Genomic DNA, 21,631 nt, shown 5'->3' with positions numbered 1-21,631 from the left:
GGATGTGAACCCAGCCCCGATGCGCCATCCCCGAACGGAGCGCGATGCGCCGCGCCATTCTCGCCGTCGTCGCGGTCGGCGTGCTGCTGCTCGCCACCGCGGTCGTCGTCTCCCGCCCCACGACGCGCACGGCGGTGGCTGCCCGCAGCAAGCCGGCCACACCGTACGAGCAAGCCGTCGCTGCTCTGAACGCGCAGTCCGCGGCGCTGCTGAGCGGCGACGAGCAGGGCTGGCTGGGAGCTGTCGACGCGCCGCTGAAGAAGCGGTACCGGGGCATGTTCCGCTCGCTGCGGGCGCTCGAGGTGACCCGCTTCGACTACCGGCCGGGCACCGAGCAGAAGGCCGGGACCAAGCTTTCTTTCCGTACGGAGATCTCGTACTGCCTCGGCCCCGACATGTGCCCCGGTTCGGCCGGCAGCCGGTGGCAGGAACCGCCGCGCATCGAACAGCGCCTCACCCTGCGGCCGGTCGGGGGCCGCTACGTCATCAGCGCCGTCGCGCCGGGGCCGAGCGACGACCCGCGCCGGCCCGCCCCCTGGGAGAACGGCGAGCTGGTGGCCCTGCGCGGCACCCGGGTGACCCTGATCGCCGCTCCCGGGCAACGCCACCACCTGGCCCAGGTGCTGCCGGTGGCCGAGGCCGCGGCCAAGGTGGACGACCGGTTCGCGGCGCTGGCCGGCACATCGCAGTCCCGCTACCGGATCTATCTGGCCGGCGAGGCGCAGTGGCGCAGCTGGTACGGCGGCGAGGGCGACAACTGGGCGATCGGCCTGGCCGTCCCGCTCAACATGCACGGCATCGACGTCATGCTGCGGATGAAGTCGCTGGCCGGCAACCCGGTCATGCTGCGCGTCGCCCTCCAGCACGAGCTCGGCCACGTCGTGACCCTCGCGGGCGCCTACCGTGCCGACGCGGCCGAGGACACGTGGCTCAGCGAGGGCATCGCCGAATACATCGGGTGGTCGCCGATGAGAGCCGCCGAGACGCTGCGCCGGCACAGCGTGCGGTGGGCGTTGAACGGCGGCGCCCGGGCCCGGTCGATGATCCCGTCGCAGCCGGGGCCGGACGCGCCCGCGCGGGCCGGGGACGCCTTCTACGGGCTGAGCCACCTCGCCGTCGACTGCATGGCCCGCAAGTACGGCGACCAGAAGCTCTTCACCTTCGTACGCCTGGTTCTGGCCCAGGACAACGAGTACGACCAGGCCGCGCGGGACGCGTACGGGGTGCCCTTCCCGGCGGTCGACCGGGCGTGCCTGAAGTGGATCCGGCAGCAGGTGCTATAGCTGTTCCATGCTGGTTGATTTCGCCGCCGACGTCGCGGCCACGCCGATCCAGGTCGAGGCCGCCGCCGTGGCCGCCGAGAAGGACGGGTACGACGGTTTCGGCGCCGCGGAGACCAAGCACGACGTCTTCCCGGCTCTCGCTCTGGCCGCCCGGGCCACTTCGCGCATCACCCTGCAGTCGGCGATCGCGGTGGCCTTCGCGCGCAACCCGATGAGCGTGGCCGTGCTGGCCAACGACCTCCAGCTGATCAGCGAGGGCCGCTTCCAGCTGGGCCTCGGCTCCCAGGTGCAGCCGCACATCGAGCGGCGGTTCGCGATGCCCTGGAGCAAGCCGGCGGCCCGCATGGAGGAGTTCATCCGCGCGATCCGGGCCGTCTGGGCAACCTGGGGCGGCGGCGAGCGGCTGGCGTTCCGCGGCGAGTTCTACCGGCACACGCTGATGACCGATTTCTTCAACCCCGGTCCCCATCCGTACGGGAATCCGCCCGTCCTGCTGGCGGCGGTGGGGGAGCGGATGACGCAGACGGCGGGCCGGGTCGCCGACGGTCTGCTGGCGCACCCGCTGACCAGCGAGGCCTACCTCCGCGAGCGCACCCGGCCGGTCCTGCGCGAGGCGCGTGGCGGTGACCTCGGCGATTTCACCGTGTGCCTGTCGGCCATGGTCGTGCTCGGGGCCGACGAGGCCGCGCGGTCGCGGGCCGAGCAGGCGGTCAAGGGGCAGATCGCGTTCTACGCCTCCACCGCGGCGTACCGGCCGGTGCTGGAACTGCACGGCTGGGGCGACCTGGCCGATCAGCTGAACGGGTTGTCGCGGCGGCAGGCCTGGGCCGAGATGACCGCGCTGATCAGCGACGAGGTGCTCGACACGTTCGCGGTCACCGGTGACGTGGCGGCGGGCGTGCGGTCCCGGTTCGGTGGCCTGGTCGACCGGATCTCGCTCTACACGCCGTACGACGTCGATCCGGCCCTCATCGCGCGGGTGCGGCAACAGCTGTGAGCTCGTTGTCGAGCGTGGCCTCGCCGCCCGGGCCGGCGAGTTCGGGTTCGCCGCCGTAGAAGCTCCAGCGCAGGAAGGCGGTCGTGGTGTCGGCGACGACGGGGAGGTCGCTGACCTGGTGGCCGCCCTCGGTGATGCTCAGCATGGCCCGCGACCAGGGCACGGCCTCGTAGACGGTGCGGGCGGCGTCGTATTTGACCGAGGTGTCCTCGCGGCCGTGCACCAGGAGCACGGCCGCGGGCTGGCCGCTGAACGGCGTACCCAGGAAATCGGTGCCCGCGATCAGAATGCCCGCCTTGAGGCGGTCGTCGCGATACCTGCTGAGCAGGCCGGCCGTGGTGATGCCGCCGCCCGAGTGCCCCGCCGACGCGATCCGGGAGGAGTCGATGTTCTCCTTCTCCAGCATGCGGGAGATCACCTCGGACGCGTCCGAAGGCTGGTTGACCAGGTCGTACGCGGTGAACTGGGAAGTGCCCAGCGCGGTGTGCGGATAGCGCGGCGCGGCCACGACGAATCCGGCCAGGGCCCACCGGATCAGCAGCGACGCGTAGTCGTCGGGCTGCGAGTGCAGTCCGTGACTGAACAGGACGAGCGGGTGGGGCCCCGACCCGACCGGAGCCCACACCTGCGTCCGCAGCGCCCGGCCGTCCCGGGCGAACGAGTAATCGCGCCGCGCCACCGAACGCACTCCGCCCGGGGCGCGGCCCTCGATCGGCCGGTACGGCGTGACGGCGCGCGCCTCGAGGGTGGAGTTCTTGGTCGACGAGAGAACGGTGCGCTCGCTCGCCGACGCCTGCCCGGTCCTGACAGCCAGCCCGCCGGCCACAGCCGCCGACACGCTGAGCAACAATGTTCGTCTCCGCACGTGACCGACGGTGCCCGCAGACCCTGTGCGGCGCCTGTGCCTAGGCTGTGATCTCGATCGAGTCGACCCGGTCGGGATAGAACGCCACGTGGTCCTTGATCTGCGCCACGGCGTCGCGCGGGTTCTCGTAGACCCAGATCGCGTCGACCGACTTCTCGCCGCCGGCCGGGATCGAGTAGTAGGTCGCGTCGCCCTTGTAGGGGCAGTAGGTCGAGGTCGCGGTGCGCTCGAGCAGTGACTGGTCGACGTCGGCCAGCGGGATGTACGGCACCGCCGGGTAGGTCGACTCCTGCAGGGTGAGCGCGTTGCGGGAGTCCGCGACGACCTTGTCACCGACCTTGACCACGATGTGGCCGGCGTTCGGCGTGATCGTGATGGGGTGGTCGGGGCCGGGCACGAGCTCGGGACGGTTGTTCGACATGGTGCCTCCATCGGTAGGTCTCCAGCGGGAACAAGTCGCTCTCCGGCACCTCCATTCCCGGTGTGCTTGGCGCATACCGCTGCTGCGGCGTCAGCCACGCCACCGTTTTCAAGACAGATATCTCCTCCTACCTCCACCGAACGGACTATTGCCCGCTATTGCCGCATGCCGGGCCGCTGCGCGTGATGACCTGACAGGGCACAAATCGGCTCGAGGAAGGGTGAACCATGAAAGCGGCAACGCGGATTCTGACACTCGTCGGACTGAGCCTGATGACGGGCGCGACGCTCGGGGCTGCACCGGCCATGGCGTCGACATCCGCACCAGACACGGCGGCCCGAGCGGCCACGACCACGGCGGACTCGCCGCGTCGTGACCGCGAGTGGACCGAGGGCTACTACGACTCGCGGCGCGAGTGCGAGTGGGCCGGCAGGCGCGGCGAGTGGCGTGACCGGTGGGACGACTACGACTGCGACCGGGTCCGCTTCGGCCCCTACCGGGGCGAGTGGCGGCTGACGGTCGAGAAGTCGTGGGATTGGCGCGACCGCGGCCACCACCGTGACCGTGACCGTGACCGTGACCGCGACCACGACCGTGGCCGCGGTGGCGACGACGACTGATCTTGAAGTAAGAGAGCCAGGCCATACCCGATCGGGTATGGCCTGGCGCTATTTTCGTTTCCATGTCGTCGAATCCGGCCGAGGCCGCCGTCACCGCCCTGGGCATCCCTTACCAGCTGCTGCGCCACGGCCCGGTCAGCAGCGTCGCCGAGGCCGCCGAGGCGCAGGGCGTCGAGGTCCGCGACCTGGTGAAGACGCTCGTGGTGCGGCGGGCCGACGACGACTACGTGTTCGTGCTGGTGCCCGGCGACCGGTCGATCTCGTGGCCCAAGCTGCGGGCGCTGCTCGGCGTCAACCGGCTCTCGATGCCGGACGCGGCCACGGCGAAGGCGGCGACGGGCTACGAGCGCGGCACCATCACCCCGTTCGGCGCCAGCACGGCCTGGCCGGTCATCGCGGATTCCCGTACGGAAGGACGCACGATCAACCTCGGGGCCGGGGAGCGCGGCGTGGGGCTGCAGGTGCCGGCGGACGAGGCCGTTGTCAAGCTGGGCGGCGCCTTCGCCGATGTGACGGACGAGGCCGCCTGAGCCCACGGCGGCTGGGGTAAATTCTCGGTCGTGACGAGCGAAAACGCGATCCAGCCCGACGTACCCCCTTCCGGCACCGGCTGCGTCGAGTGCCTCGACGCCGGTGGCTGGTGGTTCCACCTGCGGCGCTGCGCCCAGTGCGGCCACGTCGGCTGCTGCGACACCTCACCCGCGCAGCACGCCACCGCCCACTTCCGCGAGACGGGCCACCCGATCATCCAGTCGTTCGAGCCCGGCGAGGACTGGTACTGGGACTTCACCACCGAAGAGGCCGGCTCCGGCCCGAAGCTGGCGCCCGCCGACAGCCGCCCGGCCGACCAGCCCGTGCCCGGCCCGGCCGGCTCGGTGCCGAGCGACTGGCGCAGCAAGCTCAACCGCTAGGGTCCGCCGCATGCGGATCCTGCACCTGTCAGACACGCATCTGACTCGCGCGGCTGGTCCCAACGCCGACGGGATCGACCCGCGCGAGTCGCTGGCCCGCATCCTGAACGACTGTGGCGAACTGGCCGGGCTCGACGCCGTGCTGGTGACGGGCGACGTGGCCGACGACGGCTCGGCCGAGGCCTACGCGGCGGTCCGCTCGCTGGTCGGGGCGTTCGCCGCCGAGCGGGGCATCCCGGCCCTCTACACCACCGGCAACCACGACGAGCGCAAGGCGTTCACGGCCGGCCTCGGCGCGGAGCTGACATCGGTGACCGTCATCGGGGGCCACCGCATCATCACGCTCGACTCGCTGGTGCCCGGCCGGGTGTACGGCCATCTCGACGACGAGCAGTTGCTGTGGCTCCGCTCGGTGCTGGCCACCCCGGCCCCGCAGGCCACCGTGCTGGCCTTCCACCACCCGCCGATCGGCTTGGACAACGAGGTGCAGCGCACGCTCGGTCTGACCAACCCGGGCGACCTGGCCGAGGTGATCCGCGGCACCGACGTGCGGCTCGTTCTCACCGGTCACTTCCACCTGCAACTGTTCGGCCTGCTCGCCGGGGTGCCGGTCTGGGTCACGCCCGGCGTCGTCAACCGGATCGACCTGACCGGGCCGCCCGGCGGCGAACGAGCCGTCCGGGGCGCCTCGGCAACCCTGGTCGAGCTGGGTGGACCGGGCTCTCCGCTGCTGCATGTGTTGCATGCCCGCGATCCGTACGCCGGCCGGACGGCTCACGAGCACGACGCCGAGACCATGGCGGCCCTCATCGCCCGGTGGCGTCCGGAAGCTCCAGATCGTAGATGAACTCGAGGCCGTCCTCGTCGTCGTCCTGCTCGCCCACCTTGACGAAGCCGTAGGGCAGGGCCAGGTTGGCCGAGGCGACGTTGTCGGGGCGGATCGAGACGCGTACGCGGTGGACGGACGGCTCCGCGCGGGCGCGGGCGAGCAGCGCCTCGAAGGCCGCCCGCGCGTAACCCTGCCGGCGGAACTGCGGGTCGACGGCGTAACCGATCTCCACCATGCCGGTCTCGTCGGGCGGCCCGTGGAAACCGGCCCGCCCGACCGCCGCGCCGGCCCGGTCGTCCCAGATGATGCCGGTCGTCCAAGCCGCGCTGGCCGGGTCCGCCAAAGCCTGGCCGAGCCGGCGGAGCCAGGTGCCGCGGGGCTCGGGGCCGACCAGATAGGCCGAGACAGGCACGGGCGTCACCCGGTTCGCCGCGGCGAGGTCGCCCTCGCTCAGGGCGCGGAACGAGTCGGCGTCCAGGTGGATGATGCGGATGGGCGTGGTCACCGGCGCATCATAGTGGCGCGGTCGTGGCAGATGACGCCTATGCGAATCCTGGTCGTCGCCGCGCCGCTGCTGCCGCTGCTGCCGCTGGCCGCGGCCTGCCGGGATGCCGGTGATGCGATTGGCCGCGCGGGAACGGCCCGATCTGATCGTCTTCGAGTCGCTGAGCGAGGCGGGCGCGATCGTCGCCGGCACGTTGTCGATCCCGCGGGTGCTCGTCAGCCGCAGCACCATGCCCGCGCCCGAGACGGTCGTGGCCGAGCTCGACGGGCTGAGCCGCGCTTGAGTTCTGCCTGGGCTCCCGCCCAGCTCTCAATTGTTGTTCATCCCGGCGTTCTCACGCGTCCTCCTCGGGCTCCCGCAGAGAACGGATCATGCTCCGGAGGATGGTCCGCGCAGCCGACTGCTCCGCCTCGGTCAGACCGCTCAGCATCCTGACCTCGACCCTGCGGACCGCGGCGGACGCCTTCGCGAGGCTCCGCCGGCCGCGTGGCGTAAGCCGAGTCGGCAGAGCTTTCCCCACGGGCGCCTCCGCCGGCCTGGTCACGTACCCGTCCCGTTCCAGCGCCTGCAGCAGGACGTTCATCGACTGCCTGGTCACGAACGTGCCGCGCGCCAGCTCGGAGTTCGACAAGCCCGGGCGTTGCGCCAGCAGCTCGAGGCAGGAGTAGTGCGTCACGGTCATCCCCAGCGGCCGCAGCACCGCTTCCATGGCCGCACGGAGAGCGCTGGACGTCTCCTTCAGCAGGTAGCCGAGCGAAGTTTCCAGGTCGACGCCCGTGTCGTCTTGACTCATGTCAGCATTCTGACATACCTTGGTGCATGTCAGAAAACTGACATATATCGAAGGAGCGTCATCATGCCGGTCACCGGCCCCGACTTCATCTCCCTGCAGGCTCGCGACCTCGATGCCTCGCGGGCGTTCTACGAGCGGTACCTCGGCCTCGTGCGCTCTCCGGCCGGCCCTCCGCACGCCGTCGTCTTCGAGACGAAGCCGATCGCGTTCGCCCTCCGCGACATCGTCCCCGGCACCGATCTCGCGTCCGTCCCCCAGCCCGGCATCGGCGCGGCGATCTGGCTCCACGCCACAGACGTCCAAAACATCCACGACGCCCTCGTCGCCGACGGCCACACGATCGTCTCCGCGCCGATCGACGGACCCTTCGGCCGGACGTTCACCTTCGCCGACCCCGACGGCTACCACGTCACCCTCCACGACCGCGCCTGACCGGCCGCCGCCGTCCCACAGCAACGACAGCCGGAAGCTCAGTTGTTGCGCTGGGTGGCGAGTTGGTTTCGGGTCGGGTGCTGGGCGGGGCTCGTGCGGGCGCGCTGGGTCAGGATCACGCACAGCAGCACCAGTAGGGCCACGGCCAGCGCGGCCGGTGGGACTGTTTCGCCCAGGAGCAGGGCCGACCAGAGCAAGGTCAGGACGGGCTGACCCAGTTGGATCTGGCCGATCCGGGCCACGCCGCCGCGGGCCAGGCCGGCGTACCAGGCGAAGAAGCCCAGGAACATCGAGACGACGGTCAGGTAGGCGAAGGCCGTCCAGGACTGTGCGGTGCCGTGCGGCGAATGGACAGTCGCGCTGACCAACGTGACCGGCAGGGTAGCGGGCAGGGCGAGCAGTAGCGCCCAGCAGATGGTGCGGGCGCCGCCCAGTTCGCGGGAGAGGGCGCCGCCCTCGGCGTAGCCCAGTCCGCACAGGATGACGGCGGCCAGCAGGAACAGGTCGGCGGGGGAGAGGGCGCCGCTGGTAGCGCCGGTGGCCGCGACGAAAGCCAGCACCGAGAGCAGGCCCGTGACGGCGGCCAGCCAGAAGGCTCGCGGTGGGCGTTCGCCGGCGCGCAGGACGGCGAAGACGGCGGTCATCGCGGGCAGCACGGTGATGACCACGGCGCCGTGTGCGGACGTCTGGGTGGTCAGGGCCAGGGAGGTGAACAGCGGAAAGCCGACGACCACGCCCAGCGCGACGATCGACAGTCGGCGCCATTGCCGCGGGGTGGGCCGGGGCGCGCCGGTGAGCCACAGGTAGGCCGCGGCCAACCCGGCCGCTCCGACGGCGCGGCCGAACGCTACGAACCACGGGTCGAGGTCGTGCACGGCCAGGCGGGTGGCCGGCAGCGACAGGCTGAACGCCAGCACGCCCAGTGCGCCCAGGGCCAGGCCGCCGGGCGTTATCGTTCGTTGCACGATAGCGCTACTCTGTACTGTCATGAATGACGGTAACGCAGCCGCGCGTGTTATCCAAGATCTGCGCGGCGTGGTGAGCTCGGCCGCGGCCGGGTCACGGCTTCCTTCCGTACGGGAATTGACCGCGCGCCATCAGGCGTCACCCGTCACCGTGGCCGCCGCGGTTCGCGCCCTGGTCAAGGAAGGGCTGGTCGAGACGCGTCCGGGGCAGGGCACGTTCGTGGCCCGGCGAGCGGCCGCGACCGGGCCGGCGCCCGACCTGTCGTGGCAGACCGTGGCGCTGGGCGCGCGGCGGCCGGGCGAGGACGAGCTGCAAGCGTTACTCGCTACGCCGCCGGCTGGGGCTATTCCGCTCTCCGGGGGCTATCTGGAACCGGAACTTCAACCGGCGGCGGCGCTCGGGGCGGCGCTGGCTCGGGTGGCGCGGCAACCGGCGGCCTGGCAGCGTGGACCGGCGGAAGGCCGCGATGACCTGCGGGCCTGGTTCGCCGCCGAGATCGGCTTGCGGGCGGACGACATGGTGATCTGCCCCGGTGGACAGGCGGCGCTCTCGTCGGCGTTGCGAGCGCTGGCCGCTCCGGGCGACACGCTGCTGGTGGAGTCGCCGACCTATCTGGGTGCGCTGGCGGCTGCCCGGGCGGCGGGTCTGCGGGTCGTGCCGGTGCCGGCCGACGCCGGCGGCGTGCTGCCGGACCAGTTGGCGGCGGCGTTCGCGAGGACGGGAGCGCGGCTGTTCTATTGCCAGCCGCTGCACACGAACCCGACCGGCGCGAGCTTGGCGGCGGACCGCAGGGGTGTGGTGCTGTCGGCCGTACGGGAAGCCGGGGCCTTCCTGATCGAGGACGACTATGCCCGCGACCTGACGATCGACGGGGATCCGCCACCGCCATTGGCCCGGGAGGAGGCAGACGGGCATGTGATCTATCTGCGATCACTGACCAAGCCGGCCGCTCCCGGGCTGCGGATCGCTGCCGTCGGCGCGCGGGGGCCGGCCGGTGCGCGCTTGCGGGCGGTGCGGCTGGTCGACGAGTTGTTCGTGGCCGGGCCGTTGCAGCAGGCCGCGCTCGAGTTCGTCACCTCGCCGGCCTGGGACCGGCATCGCCGACAGCTGCGCACGGCGTTGCGGGCACGGCGCGACGCGTTGCTGTCGGCGCTGCGCCAGCACCTGCCGGCGACCGCCGCGCCGAGACCCCAGGGCGGACTGCACCTCTGGGCCCGCCTGGACGAGGGCCTCGACGACGTCCGGGTGGCCGCCGCGGCCGCGACCGAGGGTGTGATCGTCTTTCCGGGACGCCCCTGGTTCGCGGCCGAGGCGCCCGCGTCCTACCTGCGGCTGACGTACGCAGCGGCCCCGCCCGACCTGATGGACGAGGCCGTCCGCCGGCTCAGCGCAGCGATCGCAGCGTCGCGTCCAACGTCGTGAAGATGGTGTCCGAGCCGTCGTCGTCCCAGTGCGGCGCCGGATCCGGCTGGCCCGGCGCCGGCGCGTACAACCACCAGAGGTTCTGCCAGGGATCGAGCATGCGGCCGAGCGTCGTCTCGCCGTAGAACGGCGTCGCCGGGGTGACCACGGTGGCGCCGTGACCGGTGGCGCGCTCGAGCAGGGCGCCGACGTCCTCGACCCACACCTGCAGCAGCCCGGGCCGCAGCGGCCAGCCCCTCTGCCGGTCGACGATCATCAGGTCGACGGTCCCCAGCCGGACCTCGGAGTGGATCAGCGTCCCGTCCGGCATCTCCGTGTGCGCCGCTTCGGTCTCGGTCGCCTCGAAGACCTCGGACACGAAGGTGATCAGACCGGCGGCGTTCTCCACCATGACGAACGGGTTCAGGACGGCGCCCTCGGCCGGCGCGTGCAGAATGTTCATACCCACCAGCGAAGCAGCCGTTCAGGTCACTTCCTGGCCGTTTGTGTACGTGCCGCTCATTTTCCGGTGGATCGTTTCTGCGTGGTCGTTCGGAGGGAGTCCGGTGTGGTCGGTGTCGCCCCCGGAGACCTCGCAGCTCACTCGCGCAGGGCGCGCGTCGTCTCGGACTTCTTGTCCGGACGCACGATCCTTCCGATGCCCGGGCGGGTTCCGTCGTACGCCTGTTCCTGGAGCCATTCGACGACCGGCCAGGACGTCTCGCCGCCCAATCCCCAGAATCCCTTGCGGCATGCCGCGATTGCCGCTCAGCTCGCCGAAGTCGGTGACGAAGTCGAGCGGGTCGGCCGGAGATCGTGACAGGCGTACTCAACTCAGGTGCCGGCGGTACAGGTCGACCAGGCGCTCGAGATAGACCGATCGAGGATAGGCGGCGGTTGCCTGCAACCCGTTGTGGACAACTCTCGTACGCAAGCTGCTGTCATCGAGCATCCGGCGCAGCGCGGCGGCCAGTTCATGTGGGCCGGCCTCGCAGGTGAACCGGGGCGGTCCGCCGCCCGGCCGGTCGGCGAGCCCCGGATCGGCCACGACGGCAGGCAGGCCGTGCGCCTCGGCCTCGGCCAGCACGAGGCTCTGCGTGTCGCTCGTGGAGCAGAAAGCCAGCACGTCGGCCGCGCTGAAGAAGGCGGCCACGTCCGCATGCGGCACGGGCGGAACGACGTCGACGCTCCTGGACAGCCCGAGCGCCCCCAAGCACCGCAGCAGGCGTGCCCGGCCGAGGCGTACCCCGAGCAGAACGAGGCGTGCCTCAGGTTTCTCGGTGAGCAGCAGGGCAAATGCTCGAAGCAGCAGCTCCGGATTCTTCTCGGCCGTCACCCGGCCCACCGACAAGATGACGCCGCCCGCACGACTCGGTCGCCCCGATCCACGGACCGCACCGTCCGACCCGGTCTGTGCGATGCCGTCCGCGTAGGTCGGCCGCTCCGATCGGTCGCCGGCATCGTGCGATTCGTTCTGCGCGTTGTGGGCCGCGGTCATTGGTCGACCTCGTCTGTTGTCGGCGTCGTGCGGTCCGCTCGGCACGATGGGACCCGCGGTGCTTGGGCGCTGCGGTCGGTTGTCGCCGTCGTGCGATCGGCTCTGCGCGATGCCGTTCGCGGTGCCCGGGCGCTCTGCTCTGGTGGCGGCATCGTGCGCTCTGCTGTGTGGAATGCGCATGGCGTCGGGGAGCGCGTCCGACACGCCAACTGTGCGATCCGGCTCGCTCGTCGGGACGCGCGGTTCGAGCGGCGCGGGGGTGTGAACAACGGACGTGCGCGGGGAGTCGACCGGGGTCGGGAGTACGCAGATCTCCGGGCCGGGGCCGAAGACCGCAAAGCCGGCGGCTGTCTTGGCGGAAGGGGCAATTGCCGCGGCGGCGCGGGCGAACATGCCTTGGCCGAGAGCGGCCAGCCGGCGCTGACGTTCGGCGCCGGGCTGGGCCAGCTCCAGGTGCTCCCGGAGCGACCAACGCAAGCGCAGCTGGGCCGCGCACCAGGCGGCGCCGATCGGGACCTCCGGATAGATGTCGGCGTAGGCCAGCAGGTCGGTGTGCCAGGTGACGATCAGCGGCACCCGCCAGCGGGCCGCCAGGCGGAAGCCGGCCATTCCCAGCGGGCCGGTTGTGTGCGCGTGGACCAGATCGGCCGGACGGCAGCGCGGCCACGGTGACGCGAGGCGTACCTGCCGGCCGGGCACGGGCAGCGAGCGGACGAGGCCCGGCGCCGGGCGGAACGACCAGAACGGGCCGGGCTGATAGAAATCGACGGTATGCCCGGCCTCGCGCAGCAGCGCCACGGTCAACGCGGCCGAGCGGGAGACGCCGTCCGGGCGGCCGGCGTGGCTGTCGCAGAAATGCGCGATCCTCACGGGCCGCCATCGTAGAGATGACCGTCAAAGCGGCGACGAGGGCGGCGCGCTCATGCTGACTCGACTTGACGCGTTTGAAGGGGGCCTTTGATCTAAGAGACAGAACCTACTGTCCGGTTCCGGGGGTGTAGAGGTCGTCCTCGGTGACGACCGGGGCGATATCGTCCTCCGGGCGGCCGACCCGCGTGGCCGAGCCGAACATCGCGCCACGGGCCGGGTGCACCGGGGCGAAAGAGGCGAAGCCGCGGCGCTGCGGGATGTCGTCGTAGACGGCCTCCATGCCGCCGCGCAGCAGGTAGGTCTCGTGCCAGAAGCCGGTGCCGCCGCTGTCGCGCAGGAAGTCGCGCCACCACAGGCGGTGCGGCTCGGAGCGGGCCCAGGCCAGCAGCGTGGGTAGGTCTCGCCAGTACTGGCGGATGCCGAGGTGCATGGGGAACAACGACCAGAGGAGCGACTCGTGCGCGAGCAGCCCCTCCGGTTGGTCCGACCGGTCGATCCGCGGGCCGCGGGTCATCAGGGTGCGCAGGCCGTACAGCCGGTTGACGCGCATACCCAGATAGACCACCACCAGGTCGGGATAGGACGACAGGTCGACAGTCTCTCGATTGACGCGGCTCAGCATCACCGGATCTCCTTCCGGTCAGGGATCCTCCGATGGTAAGCCCGCGCAACCGACCATCTACTTGTTGCGCGCGGCCTTCACGATCAGGTCTCAGCCCAGGATCAGCACGACGGTCAGCCCGCCCATTGATCCGCGCCCATGGATGGTCGTAGCGCCGATGGTGATTGGCGGGTGTCAATCCTGTTGCAGGGCGTTGGCGATGGCCTGGCGAGCTGCTTCCCGGAGCGACTCGCTGTCGGGGAAGTCTGCGGGATCCAGGGCCGGCAGGACCTCGACGCGGGCGGACACGTGTTCGCGCAGGATGACGCCGTTGCGGGGGAGGGCTGCTCGCGTGCCGTGCACTGCTATGGGGTAGACGGGCACCTGGTGTCGTACGGAAAGGTCGAAGGCCCCGTTCTTGAACGGCTGCAGCGAACCGTCGGGAGTGCGGCGGCCCTCGGGGAACAGCAGGACGGGGGAACCGGCGGTCAGCAGGCGGTCGCAGTGGTCCATCATCGTGCGCACCGAGGCGCTGCTGCCGCGGACCAGGGGGACGTAGTCGTTGAGGCGCATGTTCCAGCCGATCAGGGGGACCTTGAAGATCTCTTGCTTGGACACCCACTTGTACGGGCGGAACAGGGCGAACAACACCAGGATGTCGATGAGTGAGGCGTGGTTGGCCACCAGCACCGCGGCGCCGTGCCAGGGCAGCCGGGCGCGGCCGATGACTCGCAGGCGCCACAACGGGTTGACGTAGACGTAGAACGACGCCCACGCCGATGAGTACAGGTGCAGCACCAGTCGCCGCCGGTCGAAGGGCAGCGTCACCAGCCAGACGACGACCGCACCGGCGAAGAACACCACGCAGGTGATCCCGATGAACGCCCAGTACGCCACCGAGAACACCCGCAGCATGCGGTCATCCTAATCAGCCAGCAGCACCCGGATGCGGTCGACGGCCTTGGCGAAGTAGCGGTGCTCGACCGGGCGGGTGAGGAAGTCGGCCAGCGCGAACAGGTCCAGCGCCTGGCTGAGGCGCCGCCAGTTGGGCGGCAGGGCGCCGCCGCCGTCTCGGAAGCCGGCCAGGAACCCGGCGGTGAAGGACTCGGAACGGGGGAAGCGCAGCATGTTCCCGATGTCGACGAGCGGACTGCTGCTGAACGCGAATTCCCAGTCCAGAACGGCGGCCACCCGCCAGCGGCCGTCGCCCGCGCGGGTGGCGAGCAGGTTCTTGGGGTTGTAGTCGGAGTGGACCAGCCGGCGGGAGCCCTTGAGCTCGGCCAGCTGCGGAGCCGCCGCGCGGGCCCACCGACGCAGGGCGTCCTGCTCCGCGGTGGTCAGGTGGCCGGCCGCGTTGCCCTCGGTCAGGCAGCGGTCGACCCACCGGTCGAGGCCCTCGGCGGGCTCGGCGCCGTCGGGCTCGAGGCGGCCCCCGGTGAAGAAGCCGGGGGCCGCGAACTCGACGGCGCCGATGCGGGCCAGCGTGGCGCCGACGTCGTGAGCGACGGCGGCGAACGCGTCCTCGTCCAGCTCGTTGACGGGGGTGCCGGGCACGAAAACGGACAGCAGGACGGGCTCGCCCGCGGCGTCACCAGCAGGGTCGGCCGCGACCACCTCGGCGACCGGCACGACCCCGGTCAGGCGGTGTGCCAGCGCCGCCTCCAGGGCGCACTTGTTGCCCCGGAGGTAGCGCCGCAGGACGTACTGACCGCCGCCGGTCATGGTGAGGACGGTGTTGTCGTTGCTGTATCCGCCGGTCAGCGGCCGGGTCTCGGCGATCCGCTGACCGGGCAGCGCGGTTTCTTCGACCCAGGCCGTGATTGCAGGCTTCACGAGCCGCGACCCTACGCTCCCGCGGGCTCGAAGGTCAGCCGGGCCCGGACCGGCCGGAAACCGGCCCGTTTCAGGTCGGCCAGCACATCCGACCGGTCGGCGTCGGCGTCGGCCACCACCTCCTCGGCGCCGTCGCCCACGAGCACCGTCAGCGCGGCGCCGATCAGCGCGGCCCGTGCCGTCGTCGAACGCGGGCCGGGAAGGACACCCAGATAGCCGAGCATGGGCCAGCACGCCTGTCCGGCCGTGCCCAGCAGGCCGAGGGGCTCGTCACCGCCGTGGGCGACATGCCAGGCGGTGGCTTCCCCGGTGAGCCAGGGGCGCGGCTGCCGGGCGAGGTCGAGTGCCGCCACGGCACGGGCCGTCTCGCTGCCGGTCAGCACGTCGGGGGTGACGATCCGGTCCACGAGCTCGTCGATCTCGGCCGGACCCGAAGCCGGCCGCACGGACGGATCAGCCGCCGGCCGGTCGTCCGCAACGCCGGGGGTCCAGCGCAGGCGGAGCCGTTCGCCGTGGGGAACGAGGCCGGCTGATTCGGCCGCCACGAGGGCCGGGGCAATCGCCGAGACGACCGACGGCGACGTGTGCCAGCCGGCGGGCAACGCCGGGTAGTAGGGACGCGGGCCGCCGAGGGCCTCGTGGGCTGCCGACAGCAGCGAGGCGCCCACCCGCGGCGTGTCGATCAGGTCGAACCGCTCGAGCCAGGGCCCGCCCGCAGCGCCGGGCGGCAGCACCCAGGCGGCGCGGCCCACAACCCGGCCGTCGCGCAGGGCGACCCAGGTTCGAGACGGGTGGAAGCCTCCGCCGGCCAGACCTTCGGCGTACGAGATCTGGCGCAGCGGCAGGAGATCGGGCAGGGAGTCGAACAGCGACTCCTCGCCGTCGACGAGCGGGCGGTAGACGACGGAACTCATGGTGGAACCCCCAGGGCGCGTGGTGCGGGCGCCCCGGATCAGATCCGCGGAGACGCCGGGCCGCGGAAGGGGCGCGAAACGTGGGACACGGTGCGACCTCCTTCCGGGCTCGTAGGCGTACCGGGAACCTATCATTCGCGGCCCCGAAGGTGCGGCCTGCAGGCTGCTCAGAACCGCCCGGCCGGCCAGCGCTTCGTCGCCCGGGCCGCCGCGGCACGCACCCGGCCGCTCATGGCGCCGCCGTACCTCGCCGACCGGCGCGACATCACCCAACCGGGATGAGGCTTTCCCGGGCCGGCCGGACGACGCTCGGGAGCGATCCGAGGCGTACGCACTCCGGGAGGCTCGCCATGACCTTGACGTCGCAGACCATCGCCGGGGAAGAGCCGTCCGCATCGCCCTTCCCCTGGTGGACCTCGTTGCTGCTGGGCGTGTTCAGCGTGATCTTCGGGATCGTGGTGCTTGCCTGGCCCGGCCTGTCGCTGCGGGTGATGGCCGCGCTGGTCGGCATCTGGTTGCTGCTCGCCGGCCTGTTCCGCATCGTCGGCGCCTTCCTGCCGGTCGGCCGGGGCCTGGCCCGCAGCGTGCTGTCGGGCCTGGTCGGCATGATCCTGGTGGTGGCCGGCGTGATCTGCCTGCGCAACATCGTCACCGCGCTCGGTGTGCTGGCCGCCATCGTGGCGCTGACCTGGCTGCTCGGCGGCATCGCCACCTTCGTGATGGGCCTGCAGGAGACCGGCGGCGCCCGCGCGCTGCTGTTGGTCGTCGGTGGCCTGTCCGTCATCGCCGGGCTCGTCTTCGTCTTCACGCCGAGCCTGTCGCTCGGGGTGATGATCGTGCTCACCGGCATCAGCGGCATCGTGGTCGGCCTGTTCGAGATCGCGCTGGGCTTCCGCCTTCGCCGCGTCACCGCCTGACGCCGTTCCGGAAGGGTGGTCCCCGAAATCGGCGCCGAATCGGGCCCCTGGCCCGGACCGGCCAGGCAGCCCGAGACGGGTGGCCCGGGACCGGCAGGCCGTACCGCCCCCGGAGACGGTCATCCCCGCGGGGTGACGAGCAGCGCCAGTGACGTCCGCGCGGATTCGTCTCGCCCGGGCCGAGAGCCTGTTGCGCCAGCATGATCTGGCCGGCACACGTCAGGTTCTGCAGGTTGTCGTGGACGACCCGGAGGCTTTCCCGGCCGGTGCGGCCCGCGACCTGCTCGGTCGTCTGGCGCTGGCCGAGGCGCTGGCGGGCCGGCTGCGGCGGGCCGCCGAGCACGCGCGTCTGGCGCTGAGCCTCACCGACGGCCACGGCGAACCCCCGTCGGCCGCCCCGGAGGTCGCTCTGGCCTGGGTCCGCACCGACGAGTACGACCTGTCCGCCGCCGGCCTGCACAGCGAGCACGCCGAAATGCGGCTGAGCGCGTGCCCGGACGCGCTGCTGTCCGGTCTGCTGGCCCTCGTGCGGGCCCGGATCCATCGCGCGCGGGGCGAGGTCGCCCGCGCGGCCGGGATTCTGGGACAGCCGCACGAAGGACTTCCGGCGTGGCTGGCCGAGGTCGTCGACCTGACCCGTACGGCACTGCTGGCGCCCGGCAGCCGGCCGGCGGGCGGCGGCACGACCGCTCAGCACGCGATCGCCGAGGCCGCGGCCGCGCTGGCGGCGGCACGACCGCTCAGCACGCGATCGCCGAGGCCGCGGCCGCGCTGGCGGACGGCGACACCGGCCGCGCCCGGTCGGTGGTGGCTGTCCTGGGCGACCGCCCGAGCCTCCCGATGGACGTCCGGGTCGACAGCTGGCTGATCCGGGCCGGCGCCGAGCTGGCCGACGGGCACCGCGACCGCGCCCGGCGGGTGCTGGTGAAGGCGCTGAACCTGGCCGAGAGGGAGCGTCTGCGGCGCCCTCTGCTCGAGGCCCCGATGGCGGTGCGGCGTTTCCTGCGCGAAGAACGTGACCTCAGCGTCCGCCATGCCTGGCTCGGGGTGACACTCCCGGCGGCTCGGGCCGCGCGTCCGCTCGCCGCACCGGTGGTCGTGGAGTCCCTCACCACGAGGGAGACCGAGGTGCTCGCCCACCTGGCCCAACTGCTCTCCACCGAGGAGACCGCCCGCACGATGTACGTCTCGATCAACACCGTCAAGACGCACGTGCGCGGATTGTTGCGCAAGCTGGCGGCGACCCGCCGCAACGAGGCGGTCCGCCGGGCCCGCGAACTGGGTCTGCTCTGACCGAGGAGCCATCCGACGCGGATGACGACCGGCGGACCGCCCCACGCCGATGCTCGATCCATGGCCGAGGCCCTGAGCCCGCCGGCCACCGGCATGGCGTGGATCCCCGGCGGCCGTTCCGCGCGGCGGCCGCCGGCGACCACGCCTGACTCAGCGGCGCCACCACCAAGCATTGCGAGGGCGACGACAGCGACCTGCACGAGGTGGCTCGGTTCCACGTCCGGCGAACGCCTCAGCAGTACGTGGCGAGGGTTGTCTCGAGAGCGGTCTTCTCGGCCTGCTGGAGCGTGAGGTCCCAGTAGTGCTTCACACCGATCCACATGCGGGCGTAGGTGCAGCGGTAGGCCGTACGCGACGGCTGCCAGGTCGACGGGTCCTGGTCACCCTTCGACTGGTTGACGTTGTCGGTGACAGCGATCAGCTGAGGCCGGCTCAGATCGTTGGCGAAGCGCTGCCGCTCGGCCGCGGTCCACGAGTTCGCTCCGGAACGCCACGCTTCCGCCAGCGGCACGACGTGGTCGATGTCGACGTCGGACGCGGCGCTCCAGGTCGCGCCGTCGTAGGGGGAGTACCAGCTGCCCGACGTCGCCGCGCAGGCCGAGCTGGTGACGACGTTGCTGCCGTCGCGCTCGAGCACGGTCTCGCGGGTGTTGCAGCTGCCGCTGATGGTGATCCAGTGGTTGAAGTGGTCGCGGGAGTATCCGCTCATGGAGCCCTGCGTGGCCACAGTCAGCGCGGCGAGCTGCGACCGCGCTGTGGTGGCGGACGGGATGTTCGGCGGGGCGGCCGCGGCGGGTGCGGCGGCAGTCGTTCCGATCACTGCCGTCAGGGCAGCAAGCAGGGACATTCGGCGGACAAGACGACGCATGACCGGCTCCTCTCGACCTTCTCGAACAGATGTCGATCAGTGTCGATGGCGATCGGGCCGGGCGGGAGATCCCTGTTCTGTCCTACCGAACAACTATTGATGAAAATAAATGTTTACCGGCCGGTTGCTGCGATGGCGGCACCCAGCCGTGCCGCGGCCTGGGCGAGGTCGGCCGGGGACAGGTGGGAAAAGCTCAGCCGGACGCGGTCGGAACCACCCCGGCCGCCGGCGTAGAAGGCGGTGCCGGGCACGAACGAGACGCCGTGACGTTCCGCGACCGGCAGCAGGGTCGCCGCGTCGAGGTGGGGCGGCAGCGGCAGCCAGACGAACCAGCCGCCGTCCGGTGGGGGCGTTCCGAGGGCGCCGGTCAGCGCGTCCCGTTGGTCCCGGTACCGCCCGCGCAGGGCGGCCACGTGCTTCGCGTACGCCCCGGACGAGCCGTACGCGGCCATCGTCATCGCCACCGAGTGGTTGACACCGCCGCCGCTGTGCACGTAACCCAGCCGGGTCAGGCGGTCGACCAGGAAGGGGGACGCGTTGATCCAGCCCAGCCGCAGCCCGGGCGCCACGGTCTTGGCGAACGACCCGAGGCGGATGACGCCGTCCTGTTCGGCCAGCTGCCACAGCGCGGGCGGAGCGGCGTCGCCGTAGTACAGCTCGCGATACGTGTCGTCCTCGATGATCGTCAGGCCCTGGCAGACCAGTTCGCGCCGGCGTCCGGGCGGCAGACTGCGCCCGGTCGGATTGCCGAACGTGGGCACCAGGTAGAGGAAGGCGGCGTCGAGCGACCGGGCCAGCGCGGCCGTCTCGGCGGGCAGCAAGCCGTGCTCGTCCGCGGGCGCCGGCACGAGCCGCACGCCGTGGTCGGTGAAGATCTTGAACGCCAGGTGGTACGTGGGGGAGTCGACCAGCACGGTGTCGCCCGGCTCGGCCAGCAGCTGGGTGAGCAGGGCGAGCCCGTGCGAGGCGCCGGCCGTCACGAACGTCTGGTCGGCGGCGGCGTCGCCGACGTGGGCGCAGAGCCAGTCGATCAGCGGCGCCGGGCCGGGCGCGTGGCCGTAGGTGAGGGCTTGCCAGCCGTGCGCCGCAATGCTTTGTGCCCCGGCCTGTGACCACTCGGCGAGGGGCAGCAGAGCCGGGCGCGGGTGCCCCCAGCCGAGGTCGAGGATCCCGGGCCGGTGCTCGAACTGGACGATCGTCACCGTCCCGAATCTAGTCTGGGCACCATGAAGATTCTGTTGCCGGACAGCGCGCACCTCGACCCGCAGCTGCCGGAAGGGGTCACCGCCGTCCGTTATGCGCATGCCCGGCCGATTCCCGAGGAGCACGCCGACGCCGAGATGCTCGTCGTCTGGAACAACCCCGGCGATCAGCTGCGGGACGCGGCCGGGCGGCTCAAGCAGCTGCGCTGGGTGCAGACCCTGGCCGCCGGGCCCGACGCCGTGCTCGCGGCCGGCTTCGGGCCCGACGTCGTGGTCACCTCGGGACGCGGCCTGCACGACGGGACGGTGGCCGAGCACACCCTGGCGCTGACGCTGGCCGCCGTACGCCATCTGCATGTGCTCCTGCGGGCCCAGGCCGCCCGCCACTGGGCCGACGAGATGCGCGAGCTGCAGGCCGCCCAGGCCACTCAGGGCTTCTACACGCTGCGCGACGCCACCGTGGTGATCTGGGGGTTCGGCAGCATCGCGGCCGTCCTGGCGCCGCTCCTGAAGGCGTTGGGCGCCAAGGTGACGGGCGTGGCCCGCACGGCCGGCACGCGCGCGGGCTTCGACGTGGTCACCGAGGCCGGCCTCCCGCGGCTGCTGCCCGCCACGGACGTGCTGATCGGCATCCTGCCCGCTTCGGAGTCGACCACCCACGCCCTCGGCGCGGACGTGTTCGACCTGCTGCCCGAGCACGCCTGGGTGGTCAACGTGGGCCGGGGCGTCACGCTCGACGAGGACGCGCTGCTCGACGCGCTCGAGGAGGGGCGCATCGGCGGGGCCGCGCTCGACGTGTTCGAGACCGAGCCGCTGCCCGAGTCGTCCGGCCTGTGGAACGAACCCAATGTCATCATCACGCCGCACGTCGCGGGGGGCCGGCCCGTCGGGGCCGACGCGTTGGTCAGCGAGAACTTGGTCGCATTCCAGGAGGGGCGCTCGCTCCGCAACGTCGTGCAAGGTTAGCCTCGCCTGATGATGAGGGTGATCGGGTCCGAGGCGGAGCTTCGCGAATACGTGGCCCCGCCGCCGCGGTTCATCGCGGAGAAGGGCATCGACCACATCGACCCCGAGTCGCGCCGGTTCATCGAGATGAGCCCGTTCTTCCTGCTGGCCACCTCGGCCGCGGACGGCACCTGCGACGTCTCGCCGCGGGGCGACCCGGCCGGCAGTGTGCTGGTGCTCGACGACCGGACGCTGGCGTTCGCCGACCGCAAGGGCAACGGGCGCCTGGACAGCCTGACGAACCTGCTGCAGCGGCCCCGGGTGGGGATGGTCTTCATGGTGCCGGGCTCGGGCGACACCGTACGGGTCAACGGCCGCGCCCGGATCGTGGCGGAAGCGCCGTACCTGGACCGCCTGGCGATGAGGAACGTGGTCCCTCAGCTGGCCGTCGAGGTCGTCGTCGAGGAGTTGTTCCTGCACTGTGCGCGGGCCTTCACGCGCTCGCGCCTGTGGGACACGGCCACGTGGCCGGTGAAGGGTGACGTCCCCAGCGCGGGCCGGATCGCCAAGAGCATCTCGGGCACGGAGGTCGAGGCCGAGGTCATCGACGACGCCCTCGACCTGGCCGCCGCCGACCCCTACTGAGCCCCACCCCGCCCACCCAGGG

General features: G+C 71.7%; 28 protein-coding genes. 14 read left to right on the top strand and 14 right to left on the bottom strand.

Annotated features, from left to right (window positions below):
• Nucleotides 1-44: 44 nt before the first annotated feature.
• Nucleotides 45-1,283 carry a hypothetical protein gene (locus tag LXN57_RS22350; RefSeq protein WP_251800120.1) on the top strand — a complete coding sequence of 413 codons (1,239 nt, stop codon included), beginning with the start codon at nucleotides 45-47 and terminating at the stop codon, nucleotides 1,281-1,283.
• A gap of 7 nt (nucleotides 1,284-1,290) precedes the next feature.
• A complete protein-coding gene (locus LXN57_RS22345) occupies nucleotides 1,291-2,280 on the top strand; it encodes a TIGR03617 family F420-dependent LLM class oxidoreductase (RefSeq protein ID WP_251800119.1) in 990 nt (329 codons plus the stop codon).
• Here the strand turns inward: LXN57_RS22345 and LXN57_RS22340 are convergent.
• Nucleotides 2,252-3,145 (bottom strand): alpha/beta hydrolase family protein, encoded by an 894-nt coding sequence (locus tag LXN57_RS22340; RefSeq protein ID WP_251800118.1) that lies wholly within the window; start codon nucleotides 3,143-3,145, stop codon nucleotides 2,252-2,254. The two genes, LXN57_RS22345 and LXN57_RS22340, sit on opposite strands and share 29 nt — an antisense overlap.
• Before the next feature lie 40 nt (nucleotides 3,146-3,185).
• A complete protein-coding gene (locus LXN57_RS22335) occupies nucleotides 3,186-3,566 on the bottom strand; it encodes a DUF427 domain-containing protein (RefSeq protein WP_221377215.1) in 381 nt (126 codons plus the stop codon).
• 227 nt (nucleotides 3,567-3,793) lie between these two features.
• Here LXN57_RS22335 and LXN57_RS22330 point away from each other — a divergent pair, with 227 nt between their 5' ends.
• The 4 genes from LXN57_RS22330 to LXN57_RS22315 all read left to right on the top strand — a co-directional run bounded on the left by LXN57_RS22330 (nucleotide 3,794) and on the right by LXN57_RS22315 (nucleotide 5,944).
• Nucleotides 3,794-4,186 (top strand): hypothetical protein, encoded by a 393-nt coding sequence (locus tag LXN57_RS22330; protein ID WP_251800117.1) that lies wholly within the window; start codon nucleotides 3,794-3,796, stop codon nucleotides 4,184-4,186.
• A 62-nt stretch (nucleotides 4,187-4,248) separates the two neighbouring features.
• Nucleotides 4,249-4,716, top strand: a complete 468-nt coding sequence (locus LXN57_RS22325) for an aminoacyl-tRNA deacylase (protein ID WP_251800116.1) — start codon at nucleotides 4,249-4,251, stop codon at nucleotides 4,714-4,716.
• A 30-nt stretch (nucleotides 4,717-4,746) separates the two neighbouring features.
• The gene (locus LXN57_RS22320; RefSeq protein WP_251800115.1) at nucleotides 4,747-5,097 is read left to right on the top strand and encodes a UBP-type zinc finger domain-containing protein; all 351 of its coding nucleotides are present in this window, start codon (nucleotides 4,747-4,749) and stop codon (nucleotides 5,095-5,097) included.
• A 10-nt stretch (nucleotides 5,098-5,107) separates the two neighbouring features.
• Complete coding sequence (locus LXN57_RS22315; RefSeq protein ID WP_251800114.1) at nucleotides 5,108-5,944, top strand: metallophosphoesterase; 837 nt, start codon at nucleotides 5,108-5,110, stop codon at nucleotides 5,942-5,944.
• On the opposite strand, the gene LXN57_RS22310 is transcribed toward LXN57_RS22315, so the two are convergent.
• Complete coding sequence (locus LXN57_RS22310) at nucleotides 5,904-6,431, bottom strand: GNAT family N-acetyltransferase (protein ID WP_251800113.1); 528 nt, start codon at nucleotides 6,429-6,431, stop codon at nucleotides 5,904-5,906. The genes LXN57_RS22315 and LXN57_RS22310 overlap by 41 nt on opposite strands.
• Before the next feature lie 112 nt (nucleotides 6,432-6,543).
• Here LXN57_RS22310 and LXN57_RS22305 point away from each other — a divergent pair, with 112 nt between their 5' ends.
• On the top strand, nucleotides 6,544-6,714 hold the full coding sequence (locus tag LXN57_RS22305) for a hypothetical protein (protein WP_251800112.1): 171 nt from the start codon (nucleotides 6,544-6,546) through the stop codon (nucleotides 6,712-6,714).
• Nucleotides 6,715-6,765: 51 nt separating this feature from the next.
• Here the strand turns inward: LXN57_RS22305 and LXN57_RS22300 are convergent, their stop codons facing one another.
• Nucleotides 6,766-7,224 (bottom strand): MarR family winged helix-turn-helix transcriptional regulator, encoded by a 459-nt coding sequence (locus tag LXN57_RS22300; RefSeq protein WP_251800111.1) that lies wholly within the window; start codon nucleotides 7,222-7,224, stop codon nucleotides 6,766-6,768.
• Nucleotides 7,225-7,287: 63 nt separating this feature from the next.
• Between LXN57_RS22300 and LXN57_RS22295 the strand changes: the two genes are divergently transcribed.
• A complete protein-coding gene (locus LXN57_RS22295; RefSeq protein ID WP_251800110.1) occupies nucleotides 7,288-7,656 on the top strand; it encodes a VOC family protein in 369 nt (122 codons plus the stop codon).
• A gap of 38 nt (nucleotides 7,657-7,694) precedes the next feature.
• Here LXN57_RS22295 and LXN57_RS22290 read toward each other — a convergent pair whose 3' ends face one another.
• The gene (locus tag LXN57_RS22290; protein WP_251800109.1) at nucleotides 7,695-8,621 is read right to left on the bottom strand and encodes a DMT family transporter; all 927 of its coding nucleotides are present in this window, start codon (nucleotides 8,619-8,621) and stop codon (nucleotides 7,695-7,697) included.
• A gap of 22 nt (nucleotides 8,622-8,643) precedes the next feature.
• Between LXN57_RS22290 and LXN57_RS22285 the strand changes: the two genes are divergently transcribed.
• A complete protein-coding gene (locus LXN57_RS22285) occupies nucleotides 8,644-10,044 on the top strand; it encodes an aminotransferase-like domain-containing protein (RefSeq protein WP_251800108.1) in 1,401 nt (466 codons plus the stop codon).
• On the opposite strand, the gene LXN57_RS22280 is transcribed toward LXN57_RS22285, so the two are convergent.
• From LXN57_RS22280 to LXN57_RS22255, 7 genes are all read right to left on the bottom strand, one after another.
• On the bottom strand, nucleotides 10,007-10,486 hold the full coding sequence (locus LXN57_RS22280; protein WP_251800107.1) for a VOC family protein: 480 nt from the start codon (nucleotides 10,484-10,486) through the stop codon (nucleotides 10,007-10,009). The two genes, LXN57_RS22285 and LXN57_RS22280, sit on opposite strands and share 38 nt — an antisense overlap.
• Nucleotides 10,487-10,623: 137 nt before the next feature.
• Nucleotides 10,624-10,755 (bottom strand): hypothetical protein, encoded by a 132-nt coding sequence (locus LXN57_RS47945; protein WP_285904657.1) that lies wholly within the window; start codon nucleotides 10,753-10,755, stop codon nucleotides 10,624-10,626.
• Nucleotides 10,756-10,852: 97 nt separating this feature from the next.
• Nucleotides 10,853-12,391, bottom strand: a complete 1,539-nt coding sequence (locus LXN57_RS22275) for a glycosyltransferase (protein ID WP_251800106.1) — start codon at nucleotides 12,389-12,391, stop codon at nucleotides 10,853-10,855.
• Between the two features lie 106 nt (nucleotides 12,392-12,497).
• Nucleotides 12,498-13,013, bottom strand: a complete 516-nt coding sequence (locus LXN57_RS22270) for a monooxygenase family protein (protein ID WP_251800105.1) — start codon at nucleotides 13,011-13,013, stop codon at nucleotides 12,498-12,500.
• A 174-nt stretch (nucleotides 13,014-13,187) separates the two neighbouring features.
• Nucleotides 13,188-13,907, bottom strand: a complete 720-nt coding sequence (locus tag LXN57_RS22265; RefSeq protein ID WP_251800104.1) for a lysophospholipid acyltransferase family protein — start codon at nucleotides 13,905-13,907, stop codon at nucleotides 13,188-13,190.
• A 9-nt stretch (nucleotides 13,908-13,916) separates the two neighbouring features.
• A complete protein-coding gene (locus LXN57_RS22260) occupies nucleotides 13,917-14,825 on the bottom strand; it encodes a phosphotransferase family protein (RefSeq protein ID WP_251800103.1) in 909 nt (302 codons plus the stop codon).
• An 11-nt stretch (nucleotides 14,826-14,836) separates the two neighbouring features.
• Nucleotides 14,837-15,739: an acetyltransferase gene (locus LXN57_RS22255; RefSeq protein WP_251800102.1), complete on the bottom strand. Its 903-nt coding sequence runs from the start codon at nucleotides 15,737-15,739 to the stop codon at nucleotides 14,837-14,839.
• Between the two features lie 350 nt (nucleotides 15,740-16,089).
• On the opposite strand from LXN57_RS22255, the gene LXN57_RS22250 reads away from it, so the two are divergent.
• The 3 genes from LXN57_RS22250 to LXN57_RS22240 all read left to right on the top strand — a co-directional run bounded on the left by LXN57_RS22250 (nucleotide 16,090) and on the right by LXN57_RS22240 (nucleotide 17,949).
• Complete coding sequence (locus LXN57_RS22250; protein ID WP_251800101.1) at nucleotides 16,090-16,656, top strand: HdeD family acid-resistance protein; 567 nt, start codon at nucleotides 16,090-16,092, stop codon at nucleotides 16,654-16,656.
• A 148-nt stretch (nucleotides 16,657-16,804) separates the two neighbouring features.
• Complete coding sequence (locus LXN57_RS22245; protein WP_251800100.1) at nucleotides 16,805-17,524, top strand: hypothetical protein; 720 nt, start codon at nucleotides 16,805-16,807, stop codon at nucleotides 17,522-17,524.
• Nucleotides 17,497-17,949, top strand: a complete 453-nt coding sequence (locus LXN57_RS22240; RefSeq protein WP_251800099.1) for a helix-turn-helix transcriptional regulator — start codon at nucleotides 17,497-17,499, stop codon at nucleotides 17,947-17,949. Before LXN57_RS22245 ends, LXN57_RS22240 begins: the two co-directional genes overlap by 28 nt.
• Before the next feature lie 232 nt (nucleotides 17,950-18,181).
• Here LXN57_RS22240 and LXN57_RS22235 read toward each other — a convergent pair whose 3' ends face one another.
• The gene (locus tag LXN57_RS22235) at nucleotides 18,182-18,796 is read right to left on the bottom strand and encodes an HNH endonuclease family protein (RefSeq protein ID WP_251800139.1); all 615 of its coding nucleotides are present in this window, start codon (nucleotides 18,794-18,796) and stop codon (nucleotides 18,182-18,184) included.
• Between the two features lie 134 nt (nucleotides 18,797-18,930).
• Nucleotides 18,931-20,019 carry an aminotransferase-like domain-containing protein gene (locus LXN57_RS22230; protein ID WP_251800098.1) on the bottom strand — a complete coding sequence of 363 codons (1,089 nt, stop codon included), beginning with the start codon at nucleotides 20,017-20,019 and terminating at the stop codon, nucleotides 18,931-18,933.
• Between the two features lie 24 nt (nucleotides 20,020-20,043).
• Between LXN57_RS22230 and LXN57_RS22225 the strand changes: the two genes are divergently transcribed.
• Both LXN57_RS22225 and LXN57_RS22220 read left to right on the top strand, forming a co-directional pair.
• The gene (locus tag LXN57_RS22225; protein WP_251800097.1) at nucleotides 20,044-20,985 is read left to right on the top strand and encodes a phosphoglycerate dehydrogenase; all 942 of its coding nucleotides are present in this window, start codon (nucleotides 20,044-20,046) and stop codon (nucleotides 20,983-20,985) included.
• 9 nt (nucleotides 20,986-20,994) lie between these two features.
• Nucleotides 20,995-21,609, top strand: a complete 615-nt coding sequence (locus LXN57_RS22220) for an MSMEG_1061 family FMN-dependent PPOX-type flavoprotein (protein WP_251800096.1) — start codon at nucleotides 20,995-20,997, stop codon at nucleotides 21,607-21,609.
• Nucleotides 21,610-21,631: the final 22 nt, after the last annotated feature.

Source organism: Paractinoplanes hotanensis, from assembly GCF_023717965.1.
Classification (GTDB): Bacteria; Actinomycetota; Actinomycetes; order Mycobacteriales; family Micromonosporaceae; genus Actinoplanes; species Actinoplanes polyasparticus.
This window is presented reverse-complemented; position numbering and strand designations above follow the sequence as displayed.